The following is a 26,157-nucleotide window of genomic DNA, read 5'->3' as shown; positions in this document are numbered from 1 at the left end:
ATTAGGGGGATGCGTAATGAGGCTTAGAGAGAAGCAGCTTCAGCTTACGAGGGAAATGATCAAGGAGGCTGCGTTGGCAACGTTCTGCGAGAAGGGGATCGAAGGCTCGGATCTCGTTCTCGTCGCTGCCCGATCAGGGACGTCCAGACGAACGCTGTATCACCACTTCAAGGACAAGGAGCAGCTTGCGACCGAGGTGTACGTGGACAATCTTAAAACCATGTTCGGGAGGCTGCTCCTCGAATTCGACTTCCAATCGCCTCGCGCTTCGATAGAGGCCATTCTGAATAAATATTTGTTCCTGAGGGAGAACCACCCGGATTTGCTGTATTACGATTCGCTCTTCAGCGTGTATTTTGCCAGCATGGGCAAAAATCCGGCGGAGCTGCCGGCATTCAAAGAGCTGATTAACGAGGAAACTCATCTATCCATGAGCGCGTTCTCGCTGGACGTGCAAACGGAGGAAACGGGGCAGAAGCTCGTGTGGATCGAGCGCACGCGGATGGTGACGCATCTTTACTTCATTTATTTGCAGAAGTCCGTGTTAATTTCCCGCCAGAATCAAGATGCGACGAAAGCCGAAGAAATCGAGCAAAACATTCGTTATAAGGAATTTCTGCTCAGCTTGTGGGACAGGCAATGATTGGGGTCCGCCGTCGTGGGCTAAGGCACACGATGCGCTTCAAACTGGCGGCGGGCGTAGCCGCGATTCTCGTGCCGCTGATCGCCCTGCTTAATTTCAACCAGTATTATGCCGCGCAAGTCGTCCGAAAGCAGGTCGCCGAGAGCAATCAAACTTATATTTCGCTTTATATGAATCAAATAGACGGCATTTTGGAAGAGATCGACAGCTTCCTCATCGGCATGATCGTCTCCGATTCGAGTTTGCCGTTGCTCGATAAGCTGCAGTCCGAGGAAGAGGCGGCCCTGCTAAAGGTGCAGCTCTCCAAGCAGCTGACTAACGAAATCGTCCGTTACGGAACGATGGACGAGTTTTTTATTTATTCGGCTATCGACAACAGTCTGATTGAATCGTTTAGCTTGCATCCGTCTTACTCCGAGCGAGTTGCGGTAGGAGAAGAAATCGTCCGCTTGCTAAGCTTATCTTCCACGAAGTCCCCGCTTAAGGAAAGAAATTGGATCATTCGCGAGATCGATGGCAGCTACTATATTATGCGGCTGCTTCAAGCGGAACGAAACACCTACGTCGGCGCTTGGGTGAAGGCGGACAGCCTGCTTGTTCCGCTTAAGCTGATCGACTTGGGAGAAAGCGGTCTTTCCTTGTTCGCCACGACAGAAGGAAAGCCGATGATGCATACCGCATTCATTCGCGACAATGAAATCGATCTTAGCTTCGCCGATGGAGGCTACAGCTTATCCGGGAAGCCAGAACGTTATTTAACCGTAGGGGCATTATCGAAGCATGGAGATTTTCGCCTCGCGGCGCTTATACCGGAGCAAAAAATCTTAAAAGGCTTGTTTAATCTCCGGGAATGGAACACGGTCGTTTCGGTCGGCTCGATTCTGCTGTTGCCGCTGAGCCTGCTGCTGCTTCGCCGTACGATTCTGCTGCCGATCCGGAGGCTTCTCGCCGCGATGAAGCGAATCGGGGAAGGCCATATGCAAGGCATTCCCGAATCCAGCTCCTCGACGGAAGAGTTCCGCGTGGTGAACGACAACTTTAACCACATGCTTTCCCAGATTAGAGAGCTGAAAATCCATGTGTACGAGGAACAGTTAAGCAAGCAACAAGCGGAGCTGAGACAGCTCCAAACGACGATTAACCCTCACTTTTATTTGAACTCCTTGAACATTATGCACAGCCTGGCCACCGTTGGCGACTATGAGCTGATTCAGGAAATGTCCCGCTGTCTGGCGGACTATTTCCGGTATATTTTTCGCAGCAGCGCTTCATTCGTCTCCCTCGGAGATGAGCTTATGCATACGCGGAATTACATTCGAATTCAAGAGCTGCGGTTTCCCGGCCAACTGAGCAGCGAGATCGAGGTCCCGTCTTATTTGTTAGAACTGGCCGTTCCATCGCTCGTTATTCAAACGTTCGTGGAGAATGCCGTCAAGCACGCCTTTTCGTTGGAAAAGCCTTTCCGTCTGACTCTTAGAGGAAAGCTGGAATCGGATGGAAGCGAGCCCCGGTTGGTTCTCGTTATTGAGGATACAGGGAGCGGTTTCCCCCAAGAGGTGCTGGAAAGTCTGGCAGAGGGGAGGAGCTTGGAGCGCAAGGACGGAAGCAGGCATGGCTTGTGGAATGCGCGGCGCAGGTTGGAGCTGCTGTATGAAAGGCATGCCGACTTGAAGTTAGCTAACCGGGATTCAGGAGGAGCAAGGGTTGAGATTCGTCTGCCGATAAAGCCGTTCCCCAAAGGAGAGGACGACAACGATGCTGAACGTGTTAATCGTCGATGACGAGATTCATTTTGTGGAAGCGGTTAAGCGTATGGTAGATTGGGCGGGGTTAGACGTAGCCAACGTTTATGTCGCTTATAGTTCATCTGCCGCAGAGCAGGCTTTTCAGGCACATGACATTCATGTGCTTCTTTGCGATATTGAAATGCCGCAGAGGACCGGGCTGGAACTGCTGGAGTGGATGAGGCAGAAGAAACTGCGGACGGTGCCGGTTCTCATGACCTGCCACGCCGATTTTCGGTTCGCGCAGGAAGCCGTCCGTCTGGGCTGCTCCGATTATTTGCTCAAGCCGCTGTCCAAGGAGGAACTGGAGACGGCTATCCATAAAGCGGCTCAAACCGCGATTCGGGAGCAAGAGAGGATGGAGGCGCAGCGAAATAAGCTGTTGTGGTCGCATCAGCAGATCTTGAATCTGGAGAGATTTTGGACGGATCTGCTCAGCGAGGCGATTCCGGCTAATCGTGGAGATTTTCTTCGCGAAGCGGCTGCACGGCAAATCTCAGCTTGCAGGGATGCCGAAGTGCTCCCGATATTAATGGTCGTTCGACATTGGCATCAGGATTTTCGGGTTAGAGATAGAAAGCTGTTGGAGTACGCGCTGAAAAATGCGGGCAAAGAGCTGATCGGAAGGCTTAAGCCGGGGAGTGTATTCGTGCCGGTTGACAGCGAGGCTTGGTTGCTCATGATGTCCGTTGATCCTGATCAGCGCATAGGGGAGAACGAACTTGCGATCATGTGCCGTCGCTTGGTCGAATTTTGCCAAACCAACCTCTATTGCGATTTAACTTGTTACGGGGGGCAAGCGATACCCGGACACGAGGTTTCATCGATGCTGCGTAGATTGCTGAGATTGGATCGGAACAACGTGAATGGGGTCGGATATGTCAGCCTTGCCGCGGAGAACCGTTCCGTCGATGCTTCAATGGCTTTGCCCGATATGAGCGGGTGGGCGGCGTTGCTCCGGCAGGGCGTTAAGGAAAGACTGCTGGAGGAAGCGGCAGCATTCATTGGCAAGCTGAGGCATCGGCCGGACGTCGATAGCCGGTATTTGCTCGCATTCAAAGAGAATTTCCTGCAGATGACGCACGCGGTGTTGCAGCAGCAAGGCGTCCAGGCGCATCTTATGTTTTGCGATGAGGGCAGCGTGCGTCTGGCGGAAGCGGCGTCGCGATCTTTGGCTGACCTTGAGCGCTGGCTTGCGCATGTCATTGCGAACGCCGCCGGGTATGCGCAGGCGTCATCCATGGGAGATGTCGTCGAACGCGCAACCCGTTTCATTTTGTCCAATCTGGACCAGAACCTGTCCAGGGAGGCGATAGCCGGTCACGTTTATTTGCATCCGGATTATTTGACGCGCTTATTCAAGAAGGAGCTCGGCTGCACGATTCCGGAGTTTATTATGGGCGAACGAATAAAGCTGGCCAAGCAGCTGCTTACCCATTCGGAGCTTCCCGTAAGCGCCGTATCGATGGCCATCGGCTATGCGAACTTCTCCCATTTTTCCAAACTCTTCAAGCAGCAGACGGGCTTGACCCCGGTAGAATTTCGGCAAAGCGAGCGCGGAGGCGCAAATGGCAAAGTCGAAATCACGTCAGGCTAAGGTCGAAGCTGAAGCAGAGGAAAGCGACGGCCCCCGGCTACAATGGCAAGAGAAAGCCAAATGACGAGACCAGGGGGAAATACAATGAGCAAGAAGATATGGTTGTCCATTAGTTTAGTAGTCGCATTACTATTATTGTCGGCGTGCAGTTCCAATAGCTCTAATGGAGGCTCGGGCGAATCGGCGAAGCCGAGCAACGCATCCACCGGGACGGAAGCGCCGTCAAGCAGCGGCAAGCCGGAGAAAACCGCCGAGCTGAACGTCGCCTTTCTGAGCGTAACGGGAACGCCGCCCGATCTGAAGGCGGTGGAAGCGGAAATCAACAAAATCACGACAGCTAAAATCAATGTATCCGTTAATTTGATGCCGATTAATTACGGAGCATACGCTCAGCAGGTTAATCTGATGCTAACGAGCAACGAGAAGCTGGATCTCATCGTTGTCGGCTCGCCGTTCGGATTCAGCTCCCAAGTGTCCCGAGGACAATTGCTTCCGTTGGACGAATTGCTCGACAAGTATGGAAGCAATATTCGCAAGGCGCTTGACCCCGCTTATTTGAATGCCAGCAAGGTGGACGGCAAAATCTACGGCGTAACGCCGGTAAGAGATTTGGCGAGCGCCAACGGTTTCACAATGCGCAAAGACCTTGCAGACAAGTACGGCATCGATGCAAGCAAAATCAAATCTTTGGACGACGTAGAAGCCGCGCTTAAGATCATTAAAGAGAAAGAACCGGGGATAACGCCGTTAATTCCAAGCGGCGCAGGGTTTTCTTTCTTAACGAGCTATGGCTGGTACGACGGATTAGGCAATGGCATGGGCGTCCTGCCTGGCTATGACAACGGCTTGAAGCTTGTCAACAGCTATGAGTCGACGGAATATGCGGAGCTTCTGAAACGGATGAGAAGCTGGTATGAGGCGGGTTACTTGCTGAAAGATGCTTCTACGAACAAGGCGAGCCAGATCGAATTAATAAAGGCGGATCGGGCTTTCGGCTACTTCTCGAAGCTGAAGCCGGGCTTTGACGCGCAGGAATCCCGCTCGATCGGTAAGCAGATGGTCAGTGCAGAGCTATCGACTCCGGTATCGATGACGGATCATGTGTTGAACATTATGTGGGGGATTCCGCGGCAAGCGGACGATCCGGAAGCATCGATGAAATTTCTGGACTTGATGTACGGAGACGCGGATCTCGTCAATCTGCTGGACTGGGGCATTGAAGGCAAGCATTATGTCAAAGTGTCCGACAAAGTGATCAAGTACCCGGAAGGCGTAACGATGCTGACGAACGGCTATAACTTGAATATGAGCTGGCTGTTCGGCAATCAATTCCTCGCTTACGTGTTTGAAGGGGAAGACCCTGATATTTGGCAGAAAATGAAAGAGTTCAACGAACAAGCGGTTAAGTCGAAAGCGATGGGCTTTACGATGGACCCCGAGTCCGTGAAGACGGAAATCGCCGCAGTCTCCAACGTCATCGCGCAATACTACCTCGTGCTCGAGACCGGCACCGTCGACCCGGATAAAGTGCTACCTCAATTTAATCAGAAGCTGAAAGCCGCCGGTCTGGATAAAGTCATTGCGGAGAAACAACGCCAACTGGATGCATGGGCTAAAGCCGGTGGCAAGTGATGAGCGGCAATAGCAAATTGCAGGAATTGCTCGCCGGAGAGGAACGGAACTATATTCTTCCGTTCCTCTGGCAGCGCGGGGAAGAGGAAGCTGTCATTCGAGAGGAGCTTGCGCGTATCAGGGAAGCGGGGATACGGGCGGTATGCGTCGAATCCAGGCCGCATCCCGATATGCTTGGTCCAAAGTGGTGGAGAGACATGGACATCATTATGGACGAGGCTCGGACTCACGGCATGAAGATTTGGGTGTTCGATGACGACCACTTTCCGACCGGCCATGCCGCAGGCAAGGTGAAGGAAGCGCCGCTGGAGCATCAGCGGCAGTTCCTGTCGGAGCGGCGAATCGATGCGAGAGGCCCGGATCCCGAAGCCTCTTTCCTGCTGCGCCCTTGGTCCGTTCTGGATGGAGCAAGGCCTGTAGGGGCTGCTGCCGCCAGACGCGATCCGGTCACGGGAAAGCTGGACGGCGAGTTCATTCCGATCGACCTTAAAGCCTCCGTGCAGGATGGCGTGCTGTATTGGCCCGTGCCAGAAGGCTTCTGGACGATCTGTCTGTTCGTCGTCACCCGCGAAGGAGGAGACGAGCGCAGGAAAGATTATTTGAACCCCATCGTTCCGGAATCGACGCAAATCTTGATCGATACGATATATGAAGCTTATTATGCGCGATATAAGGACGACTTTGGCGCAGCGTTCGCGGGCTTTTTCTCCGACGAGCCGGGCTTCTACAACAGCAAAGCTTCATATGATTACGCATCGGGGCTGGGCGACGCCAAGATGGCTTTGCCGTGGAGAGACGATCTCTTAGAGCTGCTCGAAGCGGAATACGGTCCGAATCTTCGCCGGCATCTCCCGTTGCTGTGGCACGAAGGCGGTCCGCACACGTTTGCCCTCCGTTATGCATACATGAATGTCGTCAGCAAGCTGTATGCGGAACACTTTAGCGGCCGAATTGGGCGCTGGTGCGAAGAGCGCGGTGTTGCTTACATCGGGCACCTGATGGAGGACAACAACGTCCACGCCAGACTCGGCTGCGGGGCCGGACACTTCTTCCGCGCGCTGGAGGGCCAAGACATGTCGGGTCTTGACGTCGTGCTGTGGCAGATCGTGCCGGGCTTCGACGAAATGTCCTTCTCCTGGATGGGTGGCGAGACGGACAGCGTCTTTTTCCACTATGGAATGACCAAGATGGCAACATCGCTCGGACATATCGATCCCCGGAAGCGGGGGCGGACGTTTTGCGAAATTTTCGGAGCATACGGATGGGCGGAAGGCCTGAAGCTGATGAAATGGCTGACCGATCATATGCTGGTCAGAGGCGTCAACCATTTCGTTCCCCATGCCTTTTCCCAGAAGGATTTTCCCGATTGGGACTGTCCTCCGCACTTCTATGCGCGGGGATATAATCCGCAGTTCAGATATTACGGGCTGCTCAATGCCTATACCAACCGGCTTTGTCATCTATTGAACGATGGACAGCATGTGGCGACTGCGGCGGTCTTGTATCACGCGGAAGCGGAATGGTCCGGGGAAGCCATGCTGTTCCAAGAGCCCGTCAAGCAGCTCATGCAGCGTCAAATTGATTGCGATGTCCTGCCGGAGGATAAGTTGCTTTGCTCAAGCGTGATTCAGGGAGAGCTTGCCGTTCACGAAGAACGGTATCGCTGCTTGATCGTTCCTTGCGCAGAGGCGTTGCCTATTGAATTGATCGCAAAGCTGTCCGAATTGGCGGAATCCGGCTTGCAGATTGTCTTTGTCGACTCGCTGCCGCAACGGGCAAGTCAAGCCGTGCCCTATGCGGAGCCGCTCAGGAGATTGGAAGCTCAGGCCAAGGTCGTGGTTGTGCCCCTGCTTCGGCTTGCCGATACGTTGCGAGAGTGGGGCATGTACGAGCTGGAGACAAGCGAAAAACAGCCTTATCTTCGCGCGTACCAGTATCGACATGACCGTCTGGAAACCGTCATGCTGTTCAACGAGCATCCCGAGGAGAAGTTGAACACTCGCGTCATTCTTCCGGGAGAGGGAGTATGGCTGCGTTACGACGCCTTCGGCAATACGTTGGAACGAATCGGAGAAGGGCGGAAATATGCTCATGATCTCACGCTGAGCGCTTATGAATCGGCCGTCTTGCTGCGCATTCCGCACGACGAGGAGGCGAATTATCCGATTGGTCCGAGCCAGACGGTGCCAACGTCGGAATCGACTAGCCGTCTGATCGAGCCGACGGAGTGGCATGTTTCGTTGGTCTCGGCCCAGGAATACCCTGAGTTTAAGCCGTGGGGGACATTGACGAGCTTGCGGAACATCAGCGCTCGCGATTTGTTGCCGAGATTTTCCGGTACGATAAAGTACGAATGCCAAGTGCGGGACGAAGAAGCTGCCGGCTCTGTTTGGCTCGACTTGGGTCAAGTATACGAGACCGCGCAAGTTTGGGTAAACGGACGGGAAGCCGGAGTCCGGTTGTGCGCTCCCTATGTGTGGGATATTTCGGAGTTTTGGCAGCAAGGGATGAACGAGTTAACCGTCGAAGTGACGAATACGCTGGCGAAGGATCAGCAGGATTGGTTTTCCAAGTTCGTTCAGCAGGAGCCCTCCGGCCTGCTCGGTCCAGTTAAACTCCTTAGGCCATCAACGATAAGCGTCGGAAGCGCGGGAAGCGGGGAGTAATATGGAACAAACCTATCGGCCCCGCAGGAAGAACGGCATACGCAAATATAGTGTTCTGCTGCTCATGATGGTGCCGGGCTTGGCCTATTTGCTAATCAACAACTACTTGCCGATGTTCGGGCTGCTGATCGCCTTCAAGGATTACAATTTCGCGAAGGGATTGCTCGGCAGCGATTGGGTCGGCTTTAGAAACTTCGAATACTTGTTCAAGACGCAGGATGCCTACATCATCACAAGAAACACGATCCTTTATAATTTTTCTTTTATTATTCTGAATACGATCTTTGCCGTCGGCATCGCGATTGCGTTGAATGAAATTCGCAGCCGATTCATGTCGAGATTTTATCAGAGCGTGCTATTGCTGCCTCATCTCATCTCGATGGTTATCGTCAGCTATTTGGCCTACTCCCTGTTAAGTATGGACACTGGCTTTATGAACAAGACCGTGCTTCCGTTTCTCGGGATAGAGGAGATTTCGTGGTACAGCGAGTCCCGCTATTGGCCGTTCATTCTGACAATCATCAGCATGTGGAAGGGAGCCGGCTTCCTGTGCGTCATTTACTTGGCGGCGATTATCGGCATCGACCCGGAATATTACGAGGCGGCCACGCTGGACGGGGCTTCCAAGTGGCAACAAGTCCGCAGCATTACACTGCCGCTGTTGTACCCGATCATCATTATGATGACGTTGCTCGCGATCGGCAAAATTTTCTATTCGGATTTCGGGCTGTTCTATCAAGTTCCGCTTGGCTCGGGAGCGCTTAACGATACGACTCAGGTCATCGACACCTATGTGTACCGGGCTCTTATGAATCTCGGAGATATCGGGATGTCTTCCGCCGCAGGGCTGTACCAGTCCATCGTCGGTTTCGTGCTGGTGCTTCTATCGAATTACGCGGTACGCAAATTCAGCAAGGACAGCGCCTTGTTCTAAGGTCTGGGACTGGAGTGGAGAAGCATGAATACGATCAACAGGGGAAGACAAGTTTGGCTTCATCTCCCGATGTTTGCCCTAGCGGCGGCCTGCGTGCTGCCCTTCCTGCTGCTCGTCGTCTCGTCCGTATCGGATGAAAGCTCGATTCTGCGGCAGGGCTACACCTTTTTCCCCGATCAACTGGGGTTGGACGCTTACCGTTACTTATGGAATCATTCCGATCAACTCGTGCGGGCATACGGCGTAACGGTTTTTATCACGATTTTCGGCACGGCGGCAAGTTTGCTCATGACCGCGATGCTCGCTTACCCGATGTCCAGACAAGGCGTGCCATGGCGCGGGGGAATTGCGTTTTTCGTTTTTTTCACCTTGCTGTTCAACGGCGGGTTGACCCCGACTTATTTGATCTACGTGCAATATTTCGACATCAAAAATACGATTCTGGCGCTGATCGTGCCCGGATTGCTGATGAACGGCTTTAACGTGCTGCTGATGCGGACCTTTTTCATGACGACGATCCCTCCGGCTTTAATCGAAGCGGCGCAAATAGACGGAGCCGGAGAATTCAAAATTTTCTGGAGAATTATTTTGCCGCTGTCGATGCCGATCGTGGCCACCGTGGGCCTCATTCAGACGATCATCTACTGGAACGACTGGTTTAACGGCATGATCTACGTCACGGATTCCAAGCTGTTCAGTGTTCAGAACATTCTAAATCGAATGCTGACGGACATTCAGTTTCTGTCGGAAAGCAAGTTCAGCGCGCAGTTAGGCGACGCCGGGGCGAATTTGCCCAGCACGACCGTGAAGATGGCGATCGCCGTCGTCGGCGTTCTGCCGATTATCGCCATGTACCCGTTCTTTCAGAAGTATCTCATTAAAGGCATAGCGATCGGCGCGGTAAAAGGATAGGCGGGAGCGAGGAGGAACGGACGGATGGAGCCTGCAAAAGTAAAGGAATGGCTTTCCCTTATGACGTTGGAGGAGAAAGCGAGCTTGTGCTCGGGCAAGGATTATTGGAGAACGAACGCGCTGAAGAGATTGGGCATCCCGTCCGTCGTCATGATGAACGGCCCTCACGGGCTTAGGAAGCTTGACGAATACGAAGTCAACTTCGATGTGAGCGACAGCGCTCCGGCCACTTGCTTTCCGTCGGCATCCGCGCTGGCGTCCTCCTGGGACCGGGAGCTGCTGACGGAGATCGGCGTTGCGCTCGGGAAGGAGTGCCATGCGGCGGGAGTGGACATTCTGCTCGGGCCCGGCGTGAACCTGAAGCGCTCTCCCCTCAACGGGAGGAACTTCGAATATTTCTCGGAGGACCCTTATTTGGCGGGGGAGATGGCCAAAGCTTATATTAACGGCGTCCAGAGCCAGAATGTCGGCACCTCGTTGAAGCATTACGCTTGCAACAATAGGGAGTCGCGGCGGATGACGACCGATGCCGTCGTAGAGGAGAGAGCGCTGCGGGAGCTGTATTTGAACGCCTTCGAGATTGCGGTGAAGGGCAGTCAGCCTTGGACGATCATGAGCGCTTATAATCGGGTCAACGGAGCTTATTGCTCTGAGCATCCGCATTTATTGAATGAAATTCTGAAGGAAGAATGGGGCTTTGAAGGCGCGGTCGTCTCCGACTGGGGAGCGGTGAACGTGCTGTCGGAAGGCATTCGGACCGGGCTTGATTTGGAGATGCCTTCTAGCGATGGCTACGGCCCTGCAAATATTATTAAGGCGGTGCAAAGCGGGGCATTAACCGAAGAAGCGCTGGACCGTGCCGCCGAGCGGGTGCTGCAATTGGCCGTTCTATCTGCGAAGCGTTCCGGGCAGCCGATCGGGTGCGACTACGAGAGTCATCATCAGCTTGCCCGGAAGGCCGCAGCGGAAAGCATGGTGCTCCTTAAGAACGAGGCGGGCTTGCTCCCGTTGTCCAAGGAGGCGCAGCGTAAGATCGCGCTTATAGGAGCAATGGTCCGTGCGCCGAAAATCCAAGGCGGCGGAAGCTCGCATATGAAGCCGACGCAAGTGGACGATGTTGCAGCTGCGATTGCCGCCAAGCTGGGCGAAGGCGGAGAGCTTGTCTACGCGCAAGGCTACGATCTGGACAGTGAAGCCATCAATATGGCATGGGAAGAGGAGGCGAGAGCGGCAGCGGCTGAAGCCGAAGTAGCTATCGTTATCGTCGGACTGCCGGAGCGTTGCGAATCGGAAGCATATGATCGGGAGCATCTGCGGATTCCCTATAACCAAGCAGAGATTATTCGTGCCGTAGCGCAAGTTCAGGAGCGGGTCATTGTCGTCTTGTGCAATGGCTCTCCCGTGGAGATGCCTTGGGCGGATCATGCGGGCGGAATCGTTGAAGCCTACTTGGGAGGCCAAGCTTTCGGAGGCGCGCTTGCGGACATTCTGTTCGGGGATGCGAATCCGTGCGGCAAGCTGGCGGAGACGTTCCCGGTTGATCTGCCAAGCACGCCGGTCTATCTCGGTTATCCGGGTGAAGGAGACCGCTGCGAATATCGCGAAGGCCTCTTCATCGGCTATCGCTACTATGACAGCCGCAATATCGAGCCGCTTTATCCGTTCGGCTTCGGCTTAAGCTATACGTCGTTCGAATACAGCGATTTGCGTCTCGATAAGCAAGATTTCAGCGATCAAGAAACGCTCGCCGTGCGTCTTCGGGTTCGGAATACCGGCGATCGAACGGGCAAGGAAACGATCCAATTGTATGTAAAGGATAAGGTAAGCCGATTGGTTCGGCCGGAGAAGGAACTGAAGGCATTCGCTAAGGTCGAGCTTCATGCCGGGGAAGCCAAAGAAGTCGCTTTTACGTTGGAGAAGAGGGCGTTCGCTTATTATGATCCGGAGCTTAAAGATTGGCACGCGGAGACGGGGGAGTTCGATATTCTGATCGGCCAGTCCTCTCGGCATATTTTGCTGGAAGAGACGGTTACCCTCCGCTCGACGACTACGATCGCAAGGCAATACGACCGCCAGTCGTCCCTATCGGATTTGCTCGCCGATCCTCGAGTTGAGCCGATCATCCGCCAATTTACGCAAGGAATGTCTGATTCCCAGGACAAACACAGCTCGGAGATGATGGCCGTGTTTATCCGGGAAATGCCGCTTCGCTCGCTAGTCGCATTCAGTAAAGGGGCGTTCACCGACGAGATGCTGGACGGGCTTCTGCACCATGCGAATACGGTAGGGGCCGGACGCGTTTAAATTGAAAGAGTCCGACACGCGATAACATACGGAAGAACCACCGAAGGATGAAAAATCCGATGCGGTGGTTCTTTTGTTTTTCCCGACTTCTATGCCATCATAATAACTGGGGGGCGATCAAGGATGTATCAGGATTTCAAGCTCGCCGGCGACCGTCCGGTCATGATCCAAGTGAAAGACTACGTCAAACGTTTGATTATGAAAGGTGCTCTTCAAGCAGATCAGAAACTGCCCTCCACTCGGGAAATGAGCGATCTGCTTCAAGTGAGCCGCAATACGGTCATTGCAGCCTATGAAGGCTTGGCGGATGACGGATTTACGTATGCGGTTCCCGGCAAGGGCAGCTACGTTGCCGATATGGCGGGCCAATCTGCCGCTGATAACGGGGAATCCGACGCCTCTGTCTTCTTCCAGATCGACTGGAAGGCAAAAATGAACGAGTATGCCGTATCGGCCGTCGAACTGGATTTGATGAAGCAAGGCATACGCGCCCCCAAAGGAACCATTTCGTTCACAAGCATCGCACCGGATGAGCAATTGTTCGATCTGGGTGACGTAAAGCGAGCCTTTATGGACCGAATGGCAATCGAAGGCCAGATGCTGCTCAACTACGGCTATGCCAAAGGCTACAAACCGCTCATCGATTACTTGATGCGCTATATGGAAAACAAGGGCGTCGATATAAGCGGCAAGGATATGTTGATAACAAACGGGTTTACGGAAGGCTTTGACATCGTGCTGTCGGCATTGCGTCCTTCCGAACGCCGCGGAGCTGCAATATGCGAAAATCCGACCCATCATACGGCGATCAAAATGATGAAGCTGCATGGATTCGAGATTACCGGAATTCCGATGGAGCGCGACGGTATTGACGTGGAACGGCTAGAGGCGGCACTACAGAGCAGCAACTGCGATCTGGCCTATTTGACGCCGTCCTATCACAATCCGACGGGTATCGTTATGTCTCCGGCTAAGCGCAGTGCCGTTATGAAATTAATGGCGCGCTATCGGATACCGGTGATCGAGGATGGATTCAATGAGGAGCTACGTTATTCGGGATCGCATGTCGCGCCATTAATCGCTACGGCGGGACAAGGGAACGGCGTCATCTATATCGGCAGTTTCTCCAAGGTGTTGTTCCCCGGTTTGCGAGTCGGTTGGGTGTTAGGAGATCGATCGTTGATCGACGCTTTGGAAAGCATCAAACGTGCGCGAACCATTCATACATCGACAATCGATCAATCGATTTTATATCAATATTTGTTGAACGGAAACTTCGATAAATGTGTAAAAAAAGCACGTGCGGAGTATAAGCGCAAATACGAGCTGACAAAAGCAAGCTGTATAACGCATCTTCCCGAGGCGCAAGTATCCGGCGACGGGGGCTTGCATTTATTCCTTGCCTTCCCGTCAGACGTAAATACGCGACGGCTGCTGGAAGCATGCGCGGTAAAGGGCGTTATTTTCACGCCGGGAGACAAGTTTTTCATACAAGAAGGCGAAGGGACGAATACGTTGCGGCTTGGTTTTTCGCGAGTCACCGATGACAATATCGAACGGGGCATTCGAATCATCGGCGAACAAGTGCGCAGCTATCGCCTGCTCGCTCCATGAACGAAAACAGGAATGGGGATGGCGCAAGATGTTTAACGAAGTGAGTTCAAGGAGCCTGCTATCCTCCCGCGTGCGGGAAATTCGCCCGTCGGGCATTCGCGCATTTTTCGATCTAAATACGTCAGGCGGAGATACGATCGCTCTCGGTGTAGGGGAGCCTGATTTTGTTACGCCGGCAAATGTACGCGAAGCTTGCATTCGGGCATTACGTGCAGGGACGACGAAATATACTTCCAATGCCGGCTTAATGGAACTGAGGAAGGAGATTTCGACCTATTTATCCGGCAGTTTCGGGCTTTCTTACGACCCCGAGCAGGAAATCGTTGTGACGGTGGGAAGCAGCGAAGCCGTCGATCTGGCACTGCGGGCAGTGATCGATCCGGGCGACGAGGTGCTGATTCCGTCACCAAGCTATATTGCCTATGAGCCGATTACCCATCTGCATGGCGGTAAAGTCGTAGAGGTGGCGACGACGGCTGTGGACCAGTTCAAGCTGACCCCACAAGCGCTTCAAGCGGCAATTACCCCGCTTTCCAAGGTTTTGATGATCAATTATCCGTCCAATCCGACCGGAGCAGTCATGACAGAGCAGGATTGGCGGCCGATCGCGGAGCTTGCGATCAAATATAACCTGGTCGTCATTTCCGATGAAGTCTATGCCGAATTGACTTACGGGAGAAAGCATGTCAGCATCGCTTCTTTGCCGGGCATGAAAGAGCGTACGATCGTCATCGGCGGATTTTCCAAAGCCTTTGCGATGACGGGGTGGCGGATCGGTTATGCGTGCGGTCCGCGCGAGCTGGTTGCCGGCATGCTGAAAATCCATCAGTACACGGCCATGTGCGCTCCGACCATTGCTCAGATTGCCGCGATCGAATCATTGCGTCATGGCATTGCTGCCAAGGATGAGATGATGGCGAGCTATAATGAACGACGCAAGCTGTTCGTGGCCGGCCTAAATGCAATCGGGCTGACCTGCCACGAGCCGGAGGGAGCTTTTTATGCCTTCCCTTCCATTCGCTCGACCGGTATGACGTCCGAGCAGTTCGTTCTTCGGCTGCTGAAAGAAGCGAAGGTGGCGGTCGTACCGGGTCACGTATTCGGATCGGGCGGAGAAGGATTTATACGCTGCTCGTATGCAACCTCTCTCGTCGATTTGGAAAAGGCTGTGGAGCGGATGGGAAGGTTTATGAAAGCGGCGCAGCCGGCATGACGATCAATTGTAAAATTGCGGGTCACTTTTCTCATGATTTAACAGCCATTCTTTGCGTACAACTCCGCCGCCATACCCGCCGAGTTTACCATCGGTGTTGATGACACGGTGGCAGGGAACGACAATCGCCAGCTGATTGGCGCCGTTGGCTTGCGCTACCGCGCGATAAGCGGTAGGTTTTTCAAGCGCTAGTGCGATGTCGGCGTAGGAACGGGTCTCCCCCAAAGGAATCTGCTGTAGCTGCTCCCAGACGCTTCGCTGAAAAGGAGATCCAATAAAATGAAGCGGGGTCCTGAACTCGGTTAACGTACCCTCGAAGTACTGAGTCAGTTCTTGCTCAATCGATTGAATGGGTTTGGTTTGTCCGGGAATTATGGCTGCTTTCCATCTTGTTCTCAGTCGTTCAACCTCGCGTTCCAGACCTCGACGGTCCACGAATTCCAGCAGAAACAGTGCATTCTCGTCCGCTATGGCGATCATAGGGCCAAGCCGCGTGTCCACCCACGCTGCCTTAAGAATACGGCTATCATCCAGAAGCGTAGGAGGCGCGCCCATGATGCGAGAGAATGCATCTCTGAATCCGCTGCTGGAATCGTAACCTGAAGCTAATTGCGTATCGATAATTTTCTCCCCCGATCGGATACTCTTTAGGGCCAACCCCATTCGACGTGCCCGGGCGTATTCCACGAATGTCATGCCAAAGCGCTTTTTGAACTGACGGCGGGCAGTGGATTCATCGATGGATAAAGCCTTGAAATCGTACCCCTTCCAACGTTTCTCCGGGTTTTGCTCAACGGCTTCGATAAGTAGCCGGACGATATCCGACACTTGATTGGGATGCGACAAGGGGCGGCAGCGCTGACAGGGACGGAAGGAGGCCAGAAGCGCTTGTTGGGCAGTCTCGTAGAACTCGCAGTTTTCGTACTTCGGTTTTCTGGCAGGACAAGTTGGTCGGCAGAACACGCCCGTGGACTTGACGCCAACGTAGAAGACTCCTTCATAGTCAGTTCTTTTCTCGACAAGCGCATGGTAATATTCGATTTTTCGTTCCTCGATTTGGATCATATTTGCCGCCCCTACACTTGAAGAATAAGTGTATTATACCCTGCGCATAAGATAGCTGTAGCCGAAAATCAGGCATTCATTTTACGTCCCTCGCTAACCTGCGTTCAGCGAGTCATGCCCGACCGGTTAACCAACTGCTGAAATTTGATAAACGAAACGATTCTCCATGGAACCAGGTATCCGAATGCTACCGTTACGAACAACGCCATTTGATCCTGAGGATTCATATCGGACAGTTCCAAGCGAAGTACGAATCGAACGATCATAAAACCTAGGAAGGCTACGAAAAAGCCCCAGTTTTTCTTCGCGTAAATTTGATTGTCTTCCCGTACCTCGAAATTAGTCGTCCAGATCATCGGGATCGAGAACGCAACGCCAAGTCCGAATGCAGCGCCGAAAGCCCACTCCGATTGATTCACGTTAGAGTCAAACAGCAACGACAAGCCGGGAAGGATGAACAGGAGCGGGAATAACAATCGGGTTCCGTTGCCCTTTATTGGACGAAACATGCTTTTCGTTCTTTTCCACAAGATCAGAGCTGCGATAGCCACCATCAGTGCGTATACTGTGCTTTCGTTCATTATCGATCACCTCGTCATTTGATACTTTTATCTTAAAGGGTTCGGCATGCATGAGGGTAGTGAGCAATTCCATGTTTGGGGTATGAAGAAAATCATATTATCTGATATGAAAAAAATCCGACGAGGTTAGGTTGATGAAAGATTGGTCGGGAATTACGTGGCAAGGCTGTGCGAGATCAGAAGTTCATTGATTTTGTTTATGACGCTTTGCTCGTCACACGCTACGCTTTCGCTCGCCAATCTTCTAAGCTCGGCATGCTCTCCAACGCAAACGGAATGCAGTGCGTGTTGAAACATCGGGACGTCATTAGCGTCATTGCCAAATGCGATGTACCGATAGGATTCAACATCCAAAGACTGAAGCCCATTCCACTTGTCTATACTGGCCGGGCTAATGTCTATAATGTCTTCAGTTCCATGAGTGTACATCCGGATAGGAAGATGCTTTAATTCATTTAATAGGCTTTGTTGGTCCATACTATTCAGCACAACGATTTTCACGATTTCTTCTAAATCCTCGACTGGAACATTCTGGGCCCGGATTTCGGGATCCAGATTTTTGCGGATAGGGTGTTCGGGATCGCCAGAGTAGGAGTAGTTCCACAAGCTATCGATTAAATATTTCGCCTTGTACCGAACTAGCAGACCTACAATTTGATCGGCTACCGAAGGTTCGAAGCGAGAGGAAGAGACGTGAAGCCCATTTTTATAGACAAAGCTTCCGTTTCCCCCTACCATGGGGATTTGATGCATATGAATAGGTAGTATAGGTAACAAGTCGCGGATGGGTCTTGCGGAAGCGACGATGACTTCGTGGCCTTCATTCGCGATGCGGTCCAACATGCATACCATATCATTGCTTAAAGGCTTTCCTTGATAGCAGATCGTCCCGTCTAGATCAAATACGAATTTCATTTTAATTCCTCCCTCGGGTTCAATTTAAGCTTAGCAGAATGAGATGAAATAAAAAGGACAGGCGTCCAATTGGAGATAAATAATGAAAGTTTCCCTGGAGTACGACGAGATTCACTCCTATATCACTCAATTCGATTTAAAACGGGTGTTCTCGGAATGGGATACGATCCCCTTTCAGCTTCGCATCTATGAGAAAGACGAAGTGGTCCTGCGCGAAGGAGATGAACTGGATGGGATCTATCTGCTAGTGGAGGGCCAGACGAAAGTGACGACTAGCGTAGAGACTGGAAAATCGCTCTTGCTGCGGTTCTGTCATCCGCTGTCCATATTCGGCGATATTGAGCTCATCCAGAAGGTGGCCATTCAATCTCAAGTTGAGGCAGTAGCAGATACTCGGCTCTTGTTCGTAGCGAAACAGACGGTCGAGAAACGACTGATGCAGGATTATCGATTCCTAAATGAACTATTAAAGCATTTGTCCTTTAAGCTTCAAACATGTACGTCATCTTCAAAAATCAATCTGCTAGCCACTGTTGAAGAGAGATTCGCCATCTACCTCGTAACCACGCGTTTGTCCAGCGGGTTCAGCAAGGAAATTCATACGCTGAATATACCGGAAATCGCATCCCTATTGGGAACGACGACAAGGCATCTGAACCGCGTTATTGATAAGTTGTCTGAGGCGGGGATTTTATCCAGAAAACGGGGAGGTTTTGTCGTAATCGAAGGGGATAAATTGAATGATATCTCGGCAGGATTGCGATATGAATAACTCATACCACAAGTTTGATGATACGGTAACCGAAGGACAAACGTTAGGGTTCTGTCCATTGCTGACCGCGGCGGCGACATTTGTTACAATAGAAAGACACGGGAGGTGAAACGGGAATGGGACGGAAGCAAGCGTACACGCAAGCGGAACTGTTGGACACGACGAAAAGGCTGCTATTGGACCACGGCTATGACGGCTTTCATCTGAAGCTGCTGTCTCAACACTTACATGGAGCACGGAGCACGATTTATCAGTATTATGGCAATAAAGAACAAATCGTTGCGGCTTGCATGAAACGCGTGATGTTGAACATGCTGGACAGCGCGTCATTGGTAGACGAATCGGATTGCATGAAGGCGCTGGAGCAGGTACTGTACATCTATATCCAAGAGTCCGCGTTTCATCAGCTTCTTGGGGATATGCACAAAATCAATACGGTGGATTCCCCGTCCGCGGCGGAAGATCTGGCGTTCGTAGAGCAGTCGCATATCACGCTGAAAGACCAACTTGGCCGATTGTTCGCCCACGCGCAGCAACAAGGCGCGCTTCGTAAGGATGTTCCGCTTCCTATTCTGATCGGCGTTTTCTTTAACCTCATCAACACGCCCAACATGCTGAACATTCCGACCGCGCAGTGGAGCAAGCATCTATTCGACATTTGGCTGAATGGGGCACGACCATAAGATTTCTTATTTTTATTTTATTTGACACAAGTGTCATTTAAGTGGTTTAATAGGGGATGCACATGCTGCGCGGCATGAATATACATCAAATTCGACACAGGTGTCAAATAAAAAGGGAGAGGTAAAGAGATGTTTTTAGCGATTAGGGAGCTTATGCACAACAAAACGAGATTCCTTATGCTGGCGATCATTTTCGTGCTGATTTCCTGGCTGGTCTTCATTTTATCCGGATTAGGAAACGGGCTGGCCTCGCTTTCGGCTTCTACAATCAAGCACATGAAGGTCGAATACGTCGTCTTCGAACAAGGCTCGCAGTCTTCATTGAGCAAATCATTGCTATCGGAGCAACTGGTTGAGGTGGCCGCGCAGCAACCGAACGTGAAAGCCGCCGCGCCGCTTGGCACCACGATGGCGACTGCGTTGAAAGGCCAAAGCGAGAAGGACGAGGATAAGCTTGACATTGCCATTATCGGAATCGCTCCCGGCAGTTTTTTGGAGCCAAAGATTGTGGAAGGGAAAGGGCTTTCCCGCGATAAGCCAACCGGAGTGCTGGTCAATATTTCGATGAAGGACGAAGGGTTCGCGATCGGCGATACGTTTAAGCTGGATGGGTCTACGGAGTCGCTCACGATTGTCGGTTACGTGAAGGGAGAAACGTATAACCACGTTGCTTCCGTGTTTACTCCGATCGAGGAATGGCGCAAAATCGCGTACGCCGCACCGGGATCGGACAACGGTGTCGCGGAGCCGATTAATGCGGTTATGCTGCAAGGGAGCGGGATTGATCCGAGCGATCTGAACGGGAAGCTGCCGAACACGAATACGGTTAATCGCGAGGCGGCCATACAAGGAATGCCGGGGTACAAAGAAGAGAGCGGCTCCATTACGATGATGCTCGCCTTTCTGCTGACGATTTCCGCCTTCGTCCTTGGCGTATTCTTCTACGTGCTGACCCTGCAGAAGTCGAACCAGTTCGGCATTATGAAGGCGATCGGGGCGAGAAACGGATTTTTGGCGAAAGCGATCGTTTCCCAAGTGCTGCTGCTTTCCATTGGCAGCATTTTCATTGGCGTCCTCCTGACGTATGCGGCGGCGACAGTGCTGCCTCAAGCAATGCCGTTCATTCTGAGCACGAGGCTAGTCGTGATTTATGCCATCGTTCTGGTTATTATTGCGTTGCTCAGTTCGCTCGTATCCGTTCGGAAAATAACAAATGTGGATCCGCTCAAGGCACTGGGGAGGGTTGAATAATGACGACGGGATTGCACATGAGCAAGGTGACGAAATATTATGCCGAAGGAAGCAATAGAATTGCCGCACTGGATCGGGTGTCTATCACGGTGAGTCCGGGGGAGTTCGTCGCTGTCGTTGGGCCTTCCGGTTCCGGCAAAAGCACGTTCCTATCGGTTGCAGGCGCGCTGCTGAAGGCTTCCGAAGGGGAAGTGAACCTGAGCGGGCAAGAGCTCTCCGTACTTTCCGACCGAGAGTTATCTACGATCCGGCTGAATGAAATCGGGTTTATTATGCAGTCGTCCAACCTCGTTCCTTATTTGAACGTGCTGGATCAGCTATTGGTCGTGAAACGGATGTCGGGAAAAGTGAAATCGGCGGATAAAGAGGCTGCGAAGAAGCTACTGGAGGAATTGGGGCTCGGATCGAAGCTGAAGAGTTTTCCCGAGGCGTTATCCGGAGGCGAGAAACAACGAACGGCGATCGCTCGCGCGTTGATCAACGATCCTAACGTCATTTTGGCGGATGAGCCCACGGCTAGCCTGGATACGAAACGCGCGCATGAAGTCGTGAGCTTGATCGCGCAAGAGGTGAAATCGCGGAAAAAAGCGGCGATCATGGTCACCCATGATGAGCGGATGCTGGAGTACTGCGATAAGGTATATCGGATGGAGGACGGTAAATTAACGGCCGTGTAGCCTCGATTCTTCGTCGTTAAAAGCCGTTTGAGGGATGTCCCAAAAGTGTTCGCAGGACTGACGAACGTCCCTTATTCACACGTGAAAGGACCTCAATTTCCACTAATTCAATGTGGGGGCTGGGGTCCTTTCTACGACGGTACAACCGACGATGGCTTCGAATGAGCCTCGAACGATTAACAACTGAACGTGCGTATGTGTATGAAAATTCGTACAAAATCGGGAGGATCGGCGACCGGACGAGCGTATGTGTATGAAAATTCGTACAAAATCGGGCAGAACGGCAACCGAACGGGGTATGTGGACGAGTTACGACAAATAAATCCCGCGCGCACCCAAACCCCGCAGCCCTTGCGCTGCATGGGTTTGGGCGGTTTGGCGTTGATTTCTTTCATTATTCTTTTATTCCGTTTTGTTACCCTTAATGTAACTGCGTTTTGTCTGGAGAGGGGTAACTACTATGATGTTGGCTACGAGGATGAATAAGGTATTATTAGTAAAGCTCTCCATGATTTTAGCCGGAATCGCGTTTTTCTCCGTGCTTTCGATTTCGTCACCGTCATTGCCGCGCGCTTCGGCAGCGCTGACATGGGCAGTATGCGGCCTTGAAGGGACCTATTGTAGTTTTACCGGGACAAGGACTGTGGGATATGGCACCGATTACGTGAATAATAGCAAACGCATAGCCGCAAGAACTTATAACTTGCCTAATGGTTCGGCGGAGGGCGTTGGCTGCTTCGGCGCCGAGTTTGGCAGCGAAGCCCGACAATTTACAACTTGTTATATGCTCATCGACCCTGATGCCGAGCTGGACACCGCCTGGTCCACGTCATCTAGCGAGGACAATAAGACGGTTTCCGTTTCGTTTGCCGTTAAAGAAACGCAGGTGGGCACGATTGCCGACCTAAAGAGCAAGATCAAGATAAAGAGAACGGACGATACGGACTTTCAAGAGCTTGATCCGGAGGATGTCGTCAGCAATGTAACAACCGTGCAGGGCTTAATGTCTCTGGAGACGAGCAAAATCCAAATCACGTTTAAAAACCCGCTCATGGGGTCCGGTAACCAATTGCTTATTCAAGCAGGGGCGCTTGCCAATAGACAAGGAGTAATTCTGGATAGGCCGATTGCAATCGACGTGAATGAGAATGTTCTCGGCAGCTGGCAGCTAGTGGGCAACCGGGGGTTATCGGACGGCATGTCGACGAGAGGTCTGGGGATGGCCGTTCTGAACGGCACCCCTTATGTCGCCTATACAGACGATGCCCATGGGATGAGACTATTCGTTAAAAAATACGATGGAATCAGTTGGGTACCGGTTGACGGAGGAGGCTTATCTGCGGGGTTTGCTACGGCATTTTCCATGGTTTCCGCCGGTGACAGCTTGTACGTTGCTTATTATGATTACAGCGATTCCCTGCTGCACATCAAGAAATACAATGGCAGCAACTGGTCGTCCATAGACAGCGGAAGCAACATTCAAATCCCGCTGGACGGAACGGGCTTATTTTCCTTAGCGATCTATAATCATACGCCCTACATCGCTTATTCGGACAAGGCAAACGGCAATCGATTGACGGTGAAATCTTACAACGGGACCGGCTGGGACTTGTTAGGCGTTAGCGGAATATCGCAAGACGCGGTTTCGCACATCTCTTTGGCGATTTCCGAAGGCATCCCCTATGTCGCTTATCGTAATGAATTTCCGATTTTCGTGAACGGCCTTGGCTGGACTTACAGGCCTACGGGTTGGGCGAAGAAATTCGATCAAGCAAGCAATAGTTGGTCCGACCTGGGCAAATTCACGAACGACCAGTTAGAGAAGACGACGATGGTCGTGAAGGACGGTGTCCCCTATGTAGCTTATGTCGATATGTTAAGCGGACGAACCGGGACTACGATCGCGGTGAAGAAGCGCGAGGCCAACGGGTGGACGGTGGTAGACGGTTACGGCTCGATCAGCAATGGGACGGCCTATTCCTTCGATGTCTCCGGGGGAGAGCTTTACTTAACTTACATCGGCACGAATGGCAAGACTGCCGTCAAGAAACTGATCGGAAGCCAATGGACCGGCGTAGGCGACTCGGGAATGACGGTGATCGGGAAGGCAAATTCTTCCTTATACGCTGAGAACGAGGTTCCCTATCTCGTAACATCATCGACAAGCCTCGGCAATAGCGATAGCAGCGCTAAAAACTTTAGTCCGGACGTGTATAAATTTCTGCTGGATACGCCTGTCTTAACTGCGGACTTGACGAACAATAACACGGTGAGCCCTGTCGTGGTTACCTTCCCGGATTCGGCGGCATGGCGAAGCGCGATTACGGCGGTAAAGGATGGAGCGGTTACGCTGGCTCCCGAGACGTATACAATTAGCGCAGGGAAAATTACCTTCAACGCTGGCACGCTGGGACTAGGCAGTCATGCGATCACGGTGTCGGCGTCGCCGCGATATAAAGAGACATCGGTAAGCTTGATCGTTTATTTGCGGAAGCCGATCGTTACGGCGGATACATCGAATAACGATGTCGGACATCCGATCGAGCTCACGTTCCCGGATGACGCCGCGTGGCGCGGAGCGATAACGGGCGTGAAGGACGGGGCGTCGGCGATATCGGGCTATTCCGTCAGCCCCGGGAAAATTACATTTCCGGCGGGCGTTCTCGCGGAAGGCAATCATACGCTCACGATTAAGGCAACCGATTATGTGGACATCACCGTGAATCAGGCCGTTACGCTCATCCCTTCGCCGGCGTTAACGGCCGACGCGACGGATAACGATGCGGCTAGTGCGTTAGAGATCACGTTCCCGGACGACGAAGGCTGGCGCAATGCGATTACGGCGGTGAAGGACGGTACGACGACGCTGCCGTTATCCAAATACAGGATAGACGCAGGGGTCATCACGTTCAAAGCAGGTGCTTTGGCGGCAGGCAATCATACGATTACGATACTGGCGGATAATTATAAGGATGCGACGGTCATCCAGAACGTTGGAATGAAGCCTCCGACCTTAACGGCGGATACGACGAATAACGATGTTATGAACGCAATAGAGATCGAGTTCCCGGACGACCCGAGCTGGCGCGGAGCGATTACGGCGGTGAAAGATGGTGCGACAACGTTGCCGGCGGAGGCTTACGCCGTCACTTCCGGGAAAATTACGTTTAACGCCGGCGTGCTCTCCGAGGGTAGTCATACACTCACGATAACGGCAACGAATTATTCGGATGCGACGATTCATCAAGATATCGAAGGTATCAGGGCCAGCGATGACGCGTTGCTTTCCGACATGGCCGTGGATCAAGGCTCTTTAACGTTTGTACCGTCGCAGCTGGAGTACAGCGTGAACGTGCTTAACGGTACGACGAGCATCGGTTTCTACGTAACCAAAGCGAATTCAAATCAAACTTTAGCGGTTACGGGAGCAGATGAAGTCTCGGTAACAGGCAACGTTTATGCGTATAGCGCTACTCATTTGGCTGAGGGGCCGAACGTGATTGCCATTAACGTAACGGCGCAGGATGGAACGACCATCAATCCGTATCGCCTTCTTGTCAATCGTGCTCCGGCAGCAAGCGGCAATGCGGATCTGAGAGGGATCACGCTATTGGGCGGGACTCTGTCTCCTGCTTTTGCATCCGGAACGACGGACTATACCTCTCGCGTGGACTACACTGTATCTAATCTCACTCTTACGGCTAGTTTGGATGACAGCAAGGCGACGATGACCGTGAAAGGGAATCCTGCAGCAAGCGGTCAACCAAGCGGGGTGATCGGTCTTGACGTAGGCCCCAACGTCATTCCGATCGTCGTGACGGCCGAGGATGGTACAAGCAAGAAGACGTATACGGTTACCGTGACGCGTGATGAACAGTCAAGGTCACCGGGCGATGGCGGTTCCGGAGGACCAGGAAGCGGCCCCACTGCGCCAGGCTCCACGCCTGTTACATCGGATAATGGGCAGCTATCCATTCCGAAGGGCGGGGCAGGCGAGGTAAGCTTGCGGAATGAAGTTAAAGTGTCCATACCCGCGGATGCTACCGCCAAAGATTTGAATATTACGATAGACAAACTATTGGATGCCCAAAACCTGATTAGCCCGAAGGAAGTTCTAGTCAGTCCGATTTTCGAGATACTGAAAAACTTCTCGGAGAACTTCAATCAGCCCGTAACGTTAACCTTCGTATTCGATCCGTCAAGCTTGACCGGCGACCAGAAGCCGTCGGTGTTCTACTATGACGAAATGAAAAAAGAATGGGTAGAAGTCGGTGGCGTAGTAGACGGTACACACATCGTCGTGAAGGTTAACCATTTTACGAAATACGCGGTGTTCGCCGTCGAAGGGACTCCGGAAGTGCCAACCGATACGGACTTGAAAATAAGCGATATTTTCGGTCACTGGGCGGAATCCGATATTCGAGCTTTGGTCCAAACAGGGGCAATCAACGGATACCCTGATCAGACCTTTAAACCGAATAACTCGATTACAAGGGCTGAGTTTGTCTCTATCCTGGTAAAGGCCCTCAAGCTGAAAGCGTCGGATAGCCTTAGCTTTGACGATACAACCGTCCATTGGGCGAAAGATTCGATCGGGGTTGCTGCGGCGCTGGGGTTGGTCTCCGGCTTCGAAGATCATACGTTCCGTCCGAACGAGCTGATCACTCGCGAGCAGATGGCGACGATCGCAGTCCGTGCGTTGGGGCTGAATGCTTCGGGTAAATCTATCGGCTTTGCGGACAATTCGGTGATTTCCAGTTGGGCCATTGAAGGGGTAGCTGCTGCTGCCGACAACGGACTAATTAACGGCTATAAGGACGGTACGTTTAGGGCGAAAAACAATACCACCCGTGCAGAAGCCGTTACGGTTATTGTTAAAGCGATGGCCCTTAAATCACGCTCATAACGAGTGCA

General features: G+C 52.4%; 18 protein-coding genes. 15 read left to right on the top strand and 3 right to left on the bottom strand.

Features of this window, described 5'->3' with window-relative positions; all coding sequences use genetic code 11:
- The first annotated feature begins 16 nt into the window (after positions 1-16).
- The 10 genes from ACFPOF_RS00190 to ACFPOF_RS00145 all read left to right on the top strand — a co-directional run bounded on the left by ACFPOF_RS00190 (position 17) and on the right by ACFPOF_RS00145 (position 15,299).
- Positions 17-643 carry a TetR/AcrR family transcriptional regulator gene (locus ACFPOF_RS00190; RefSeq protein ID WP_378128435.1) on the top strand — a complete coding sequence of 209 codons (627 nt, stop codon included), beginning with the start codon at positions 17-19 and terminating at the stop codon, positions 641-643.
- A 32-nt stretch (positions 644-675) separates the two neighbouring features.
- Positions 676-2,424, top strand: a complete 1,749-nt coding sequence (locus ACFPOF_RS00185) for a sensor histidine kinase (RefSeq protein WP_378128433.1) — start codon at positions 676-678, stop codon at positions 2,422-2,424.
- Positions 2,399-4,024 carry a response regulator gene (locus ACFPOF_RS00180; protein WP_378128431.1) on the top strand — a complete coding sequence of 542 codons (1,626 nt, stop codon included), beginning with the start codon at positions 2,399-2,401 and terminating at the stop codon, positions 4,022-4,024. The genes ACFPOF_RS00185 and ACFPOF_RS00180 overlap by 26 nt, the downstream gene beginning before the upstream one ends.
- An 84-nt stretch (positions 4,025-4,108) precedes the next feature.
- Positions 4,109-5,656, top strand: coding sequence for an ABC transporter substrate-binding protein (locus tag ACFPOF_RS00175; RefSeq protein WP_378128429.1), 1,548 nt, complete (start codon positions 4,109-4,111; stop codon positions 5,654-5,656).
- Complete coding sequence (locus ACFPOF_RS00170) at positions 5,656-8,322, top strand: glycosylhydrolase-like jelly roll fold domain-containing protein (RefSeq protein ID WP_378128427.1); 2,667 nt, start codon at positions 5,656-5,658, stop codon at positions 8,320-8,322. Before ACFPOF_RS00175 ends, ACFPOF_RS00170 begins: the two co-directional genes overlap by 1 nt.
- A gap of 1 nt (position 8,323) precedes the next feature.
- Complete coding sequence (locus ACFPOF_RS00165) at positions 8,324-9,256, top strand: ABC transporter permease (RefSeq protein WP_378128425.1); 933 nt, start codon at positions 8,324-8,326, stop codon at positions 9,254-9,256.
- A 24-nt stretch (positions 9,257-9,280) separates the two neighbouring features.
- Positions 9,281-10,168, top strand: coding sequence for a carbohydrate ABC transporter permease (locus ACFPOF_RS00160; protein WP_378128423.1), 888 nt, complete (start codon positions 9,281-9,283; stop codon positions 10,166-10,168).
- A gap of 24 nt (positions 10,169-10,192) precedes the next feature.
- Complete coding sequence (locus tag ACFPOF_RS00155; protein ID WP_378128421.1) at positions 10,193-12,472, top strand: glycoside hydrolase family 3 C-terminal domain-containing protein; 2,280 nt, start codon at positions 10,193-10,195, stop codon at positions 12,470-12,472.
- A 123-nt stretch (positions 12,473-12,595) separates the two neighbouring features.
- Positions 12,596-14,086 (top strand): aminotransferase-like domain-containing protein, encoded by a 1,491-nt coding sequence (locus tag ACFPOF_RS00150; RefSeq protein WP_378128419.1) that lies wholly within the window; start codon positions 12,596-12,598, stop codon positions 14,084-14,086.
- A gap of 28 nt (positions 14,087-14,114) precedes the next feature.
- A complete protein-coding gene (locus ACFPOF_RS00145; RefSeq protein WP_378128417.1) occupies positions 14,115-15,299 on the top strand; it encodes an aminotransferase class I/II-fold pyridoxal phosphate-dependent enzyme in 1,185 nt (394 codons plus the stop codon).
- A gap of 3 nt (positions 15,300-15,302) precedes the next feature.
- Here the strand turns inward: ACFPOF_RS00145 and ACFPOF_RS00140 are convergent, their stop codons facing one another.
- The 3 genes from ACFPOF_RS00140 to ACFPOF_RS00130 form a co-directional block, all read right to left on the bottom strand.
- Positions 15,303-16,364, bottom strand: coding sequence for a bifunctional transcriptional activator/DNA repair enzyme AdaA (locus ACFPOF_RS00140; protein WP_378128415.1), 1,062 nt, complete (start codon positions 16,362-16,364; stop codon positions 15,303-15,305).
- A gap of 104 nt (positions 16,365-16,468) precedes the next feature.
- Positions 16,469-16,945 (bottom strand): CcdC protein domain-containing protein, encoded by a 477-nt coding sequence (locus ACFPOF_RS00135; protein ID WP_378128413.1) that lies wholly within the window; start codon positions 16,943-16,945, stop codon positions 16,469-16,471.
- A gap of 153 nt (positions 16,946-17,098) precedes the next feature.
- Positions 17,099-17,860: an HAD-IIB family hydrolase gene (locus tag ACFPOF_RS00130; RefSeq protein WP_378128411.1), complete on the bottom strand. Its 762-nt coding sequence runs from the start codon at positions 17,858-17,860 to the stop codon at positions 17,099-17,101.
- 82 nt (positions 17,861-17,942) lie between these two features.
- Between ACFPOF_RS00130 and ACFPOF_RS00125 the strand changes: the two genes are divergently transcribed.
- From ACFPOF_RS00125 to ACFPOF_RS00105, 5 genes are all read left to right on the top strand, one after another.
- Positions 17,943-18,632 carry a Crp/Fnr family transcriptional regulator gene (locus ACFPOF_RS00125; protein WP_378128409.1) on the top strand — a complete coding sequence of 230 codons (690 nt, stop codon included), beginning with the start codon at positions 17,943-17,945 and terminating at the stop codon, positions 18,630-18,632.
- A 116-nt stretch (positions 18,633-18,748) separates the two neighbouring features.
- Entirely contained in the window at positions 18,749-19,315 is a 567-nt protein-coding gene (locus tag ACFPOF_RS00120; protein ID WP_378128407.1) for a TetR/AcrR family transcriptional regulator, read from the top strand.
- A 129-nt stretch (positions 19,316-19,444) separates the two neighbouring features.
- Positions 19,445-20,566 (top strand): ABC transporter permease, encoded by a 1,122-nt coding sequence (locus ACFPOF_RS00115; RefSeq protein WP_378128405.1) that lies wholly within the window; start codon positions 19,445-19,447, stop codon positions 20,564-20,566.
- Positions 20,566-21,243, top strand: a complete 678-nt coding sequence (locus ACFPOF_RS00110) for an ABC transporter ATP-binding protein (RefSeq protein WP_378128403.1) — start codon at positions 20,566-20,568, stop codon at positions 21,241-21,243. Before ACFPOF_RS00115 ends, ACFPOF_RS00110 begins: the two co-directional genes overlap by 1 nt.
- Positions 21,244-21,703: 460 nt before the next feature.
- Entirely contained in the window at positions 21,704-26,149 is a 4,446-nt protein-coding gene (locus ACFPOF_RS00105) for a hemoblobin-interacting domain-containing protein (RefSeq protein ID WP_378128401.1), read from the top strand.
- Positions 26,150-26,157 lie beyond the last annotated feature (8 nt).

The organism is Cohnella soli, from assembly GCF_042655525.1.
Lineage (GTDB): Bacteria > Bacillota > Bacilli > Paenibacillales > Paenibacillaceae > Cohnella > Cohnella soli.
The sequence above is the reverse complement of the archived record's forward strand: the minus strand, read 5'-3'. Positions and strand labels throughout refer to the sequence as shown.

What these genes read in the sequence shown, in the direction of transcription:
- ACFPOF_RS00175 (WP_378128429.1), top strand. Translation starts at nt 4,109, where the DNA reads ATGAGCAAGAAGATATGGTTGTCCATTAGTTTAGTAGTCGCATTACTA.
- ACFPOF_RS00170 (WP_378128427.1), top strand. Translation starts at nt 5,656, where the DNA reads ATGAGCGGCAATAGCAAATTGCAGGAATTGCTCGCCGGAGAGGAACGG.
- ACFPOF_RS00145 (WP_378128417.1), top strand. Translation starts at nt 14,115, where the DNA reads ATGTTTAACGAAGTGAGTTCAAGGAGCCTGCTATCCTCCCGCGTGCGG.
- ACFPOF_RS00115 (WP_378128405.1), top strand. Translation starts at nt 19,445, where the DNA reads ATGTTTTTAGCGATTAGGGAGCTTATGCACAACAAAACGAGATTCCTT.
- ACFPOF_RS00105 (WP_378128401.1), top strand. Translation starts at nt 21,704, where the DNA reads ATGATGTTGGCTACGAGGATGAATAAGGTATTATTAGTAAAGCTCTCC.
- ACFPOF_RS00180 (WP_378128431.1), top strand. Translation starts at nt 2,399, where the DNA reads ATGCTGAACGTGTTAATCGTCGATGACGAGATTCATTTTGTGGAAGCG.
- ACFPOF_RS00135 (WP_378128413.1), bottom strand. Translation starts at nt 16,945, where the DNA reads ATGAACGAAAGCACAGTATACGCACTGATGGTGGCTATCGCAGCTCTG.
- ACFPOF_RS00190 (WP_378128435.1), top strand. Translation starts at nt 17, where the DNA reads ATGAGGCTTAGAGAGAAGCAGCTTCAGCTTACGAGGGAAATGATCAAG.
- ACFPOF_RS00125 (WP_378128409.1), top strand. Translation starts at nt 17,943, where the DNA reads ATGAAAGTTTCCCTGGAGTACGACGAGATTCACTCCTATATCACTCAA.
- ACFPOF_RS00120 (WP_378128407.1), top strand. Translation starts at nt 18,749, where the DNA reads ATGGGACGGAAGCAAGCGTACACGCAAGCGGAACTGTTGGACACGACG.
- ACFPOF_RS00110 (WP_378128403.1), top strand. Translation starts at nt 20,566, where the DNA reads ATGACGACGGGATTGCACATGAGCAAGGTGACGAAATATTATGCCGAA.
- ACFPOF_RS00130 (WP_378128411.1), bottom strand. Translation starts at nt 17,860, where the DNA reads ATGAAATTCGTATTTGATCTAGACGGGACGATCTGCTATCAAGGAAAG.
- ACFPOF_RS00150 (WP_378128419.1), top strand. Translation starts at nt 12,596, where the DNA reads ATGTATCAGGATTTCAAGCTCGCCGGCGACCGTCCGGTCATGATCCAA.
- ACFPOF_RS00155 (WP_378128421.1), top strand. Translation starts at nt 10,193, where the DNA reads ATGGAGCCTGCAAAAGTAAAGGAATGGCTTTCCCTTATGACGTTGGAG.
- ACFPOF_RS00185 (WP_378128433.1), top strand. Translation starts at nt 676, where the DNA reads ATGCGCTTCAAACTGGCGGCGGGCGTAGCCGCGATTCTCGTGCCGCTG.
- ACFPOF_RS00140 (WP_378128415.1), bottom strand. Translation starts at nt 16,364, where the DNA reads ATGATCCAAATCGAGGAACGAAAAATCGAATATTACCATGCGCTTGTC.
- ACFPOF_RS00165 (WP_378128425.1), top strand. Translation starts at nt 8,324, where the DNA reads ATGGAACAAACCTATCGGCCCCGCAGGAAGAACGGCATACGCAAATAT.
- ACFPOF_RS00160 (WP_378128423.1), top strand. Translation starts at nt 9,281, where the DNA reads ATGAATACGATCAACAGGGGAAGACAAGTTTGGCTTCATCTCCCGATG.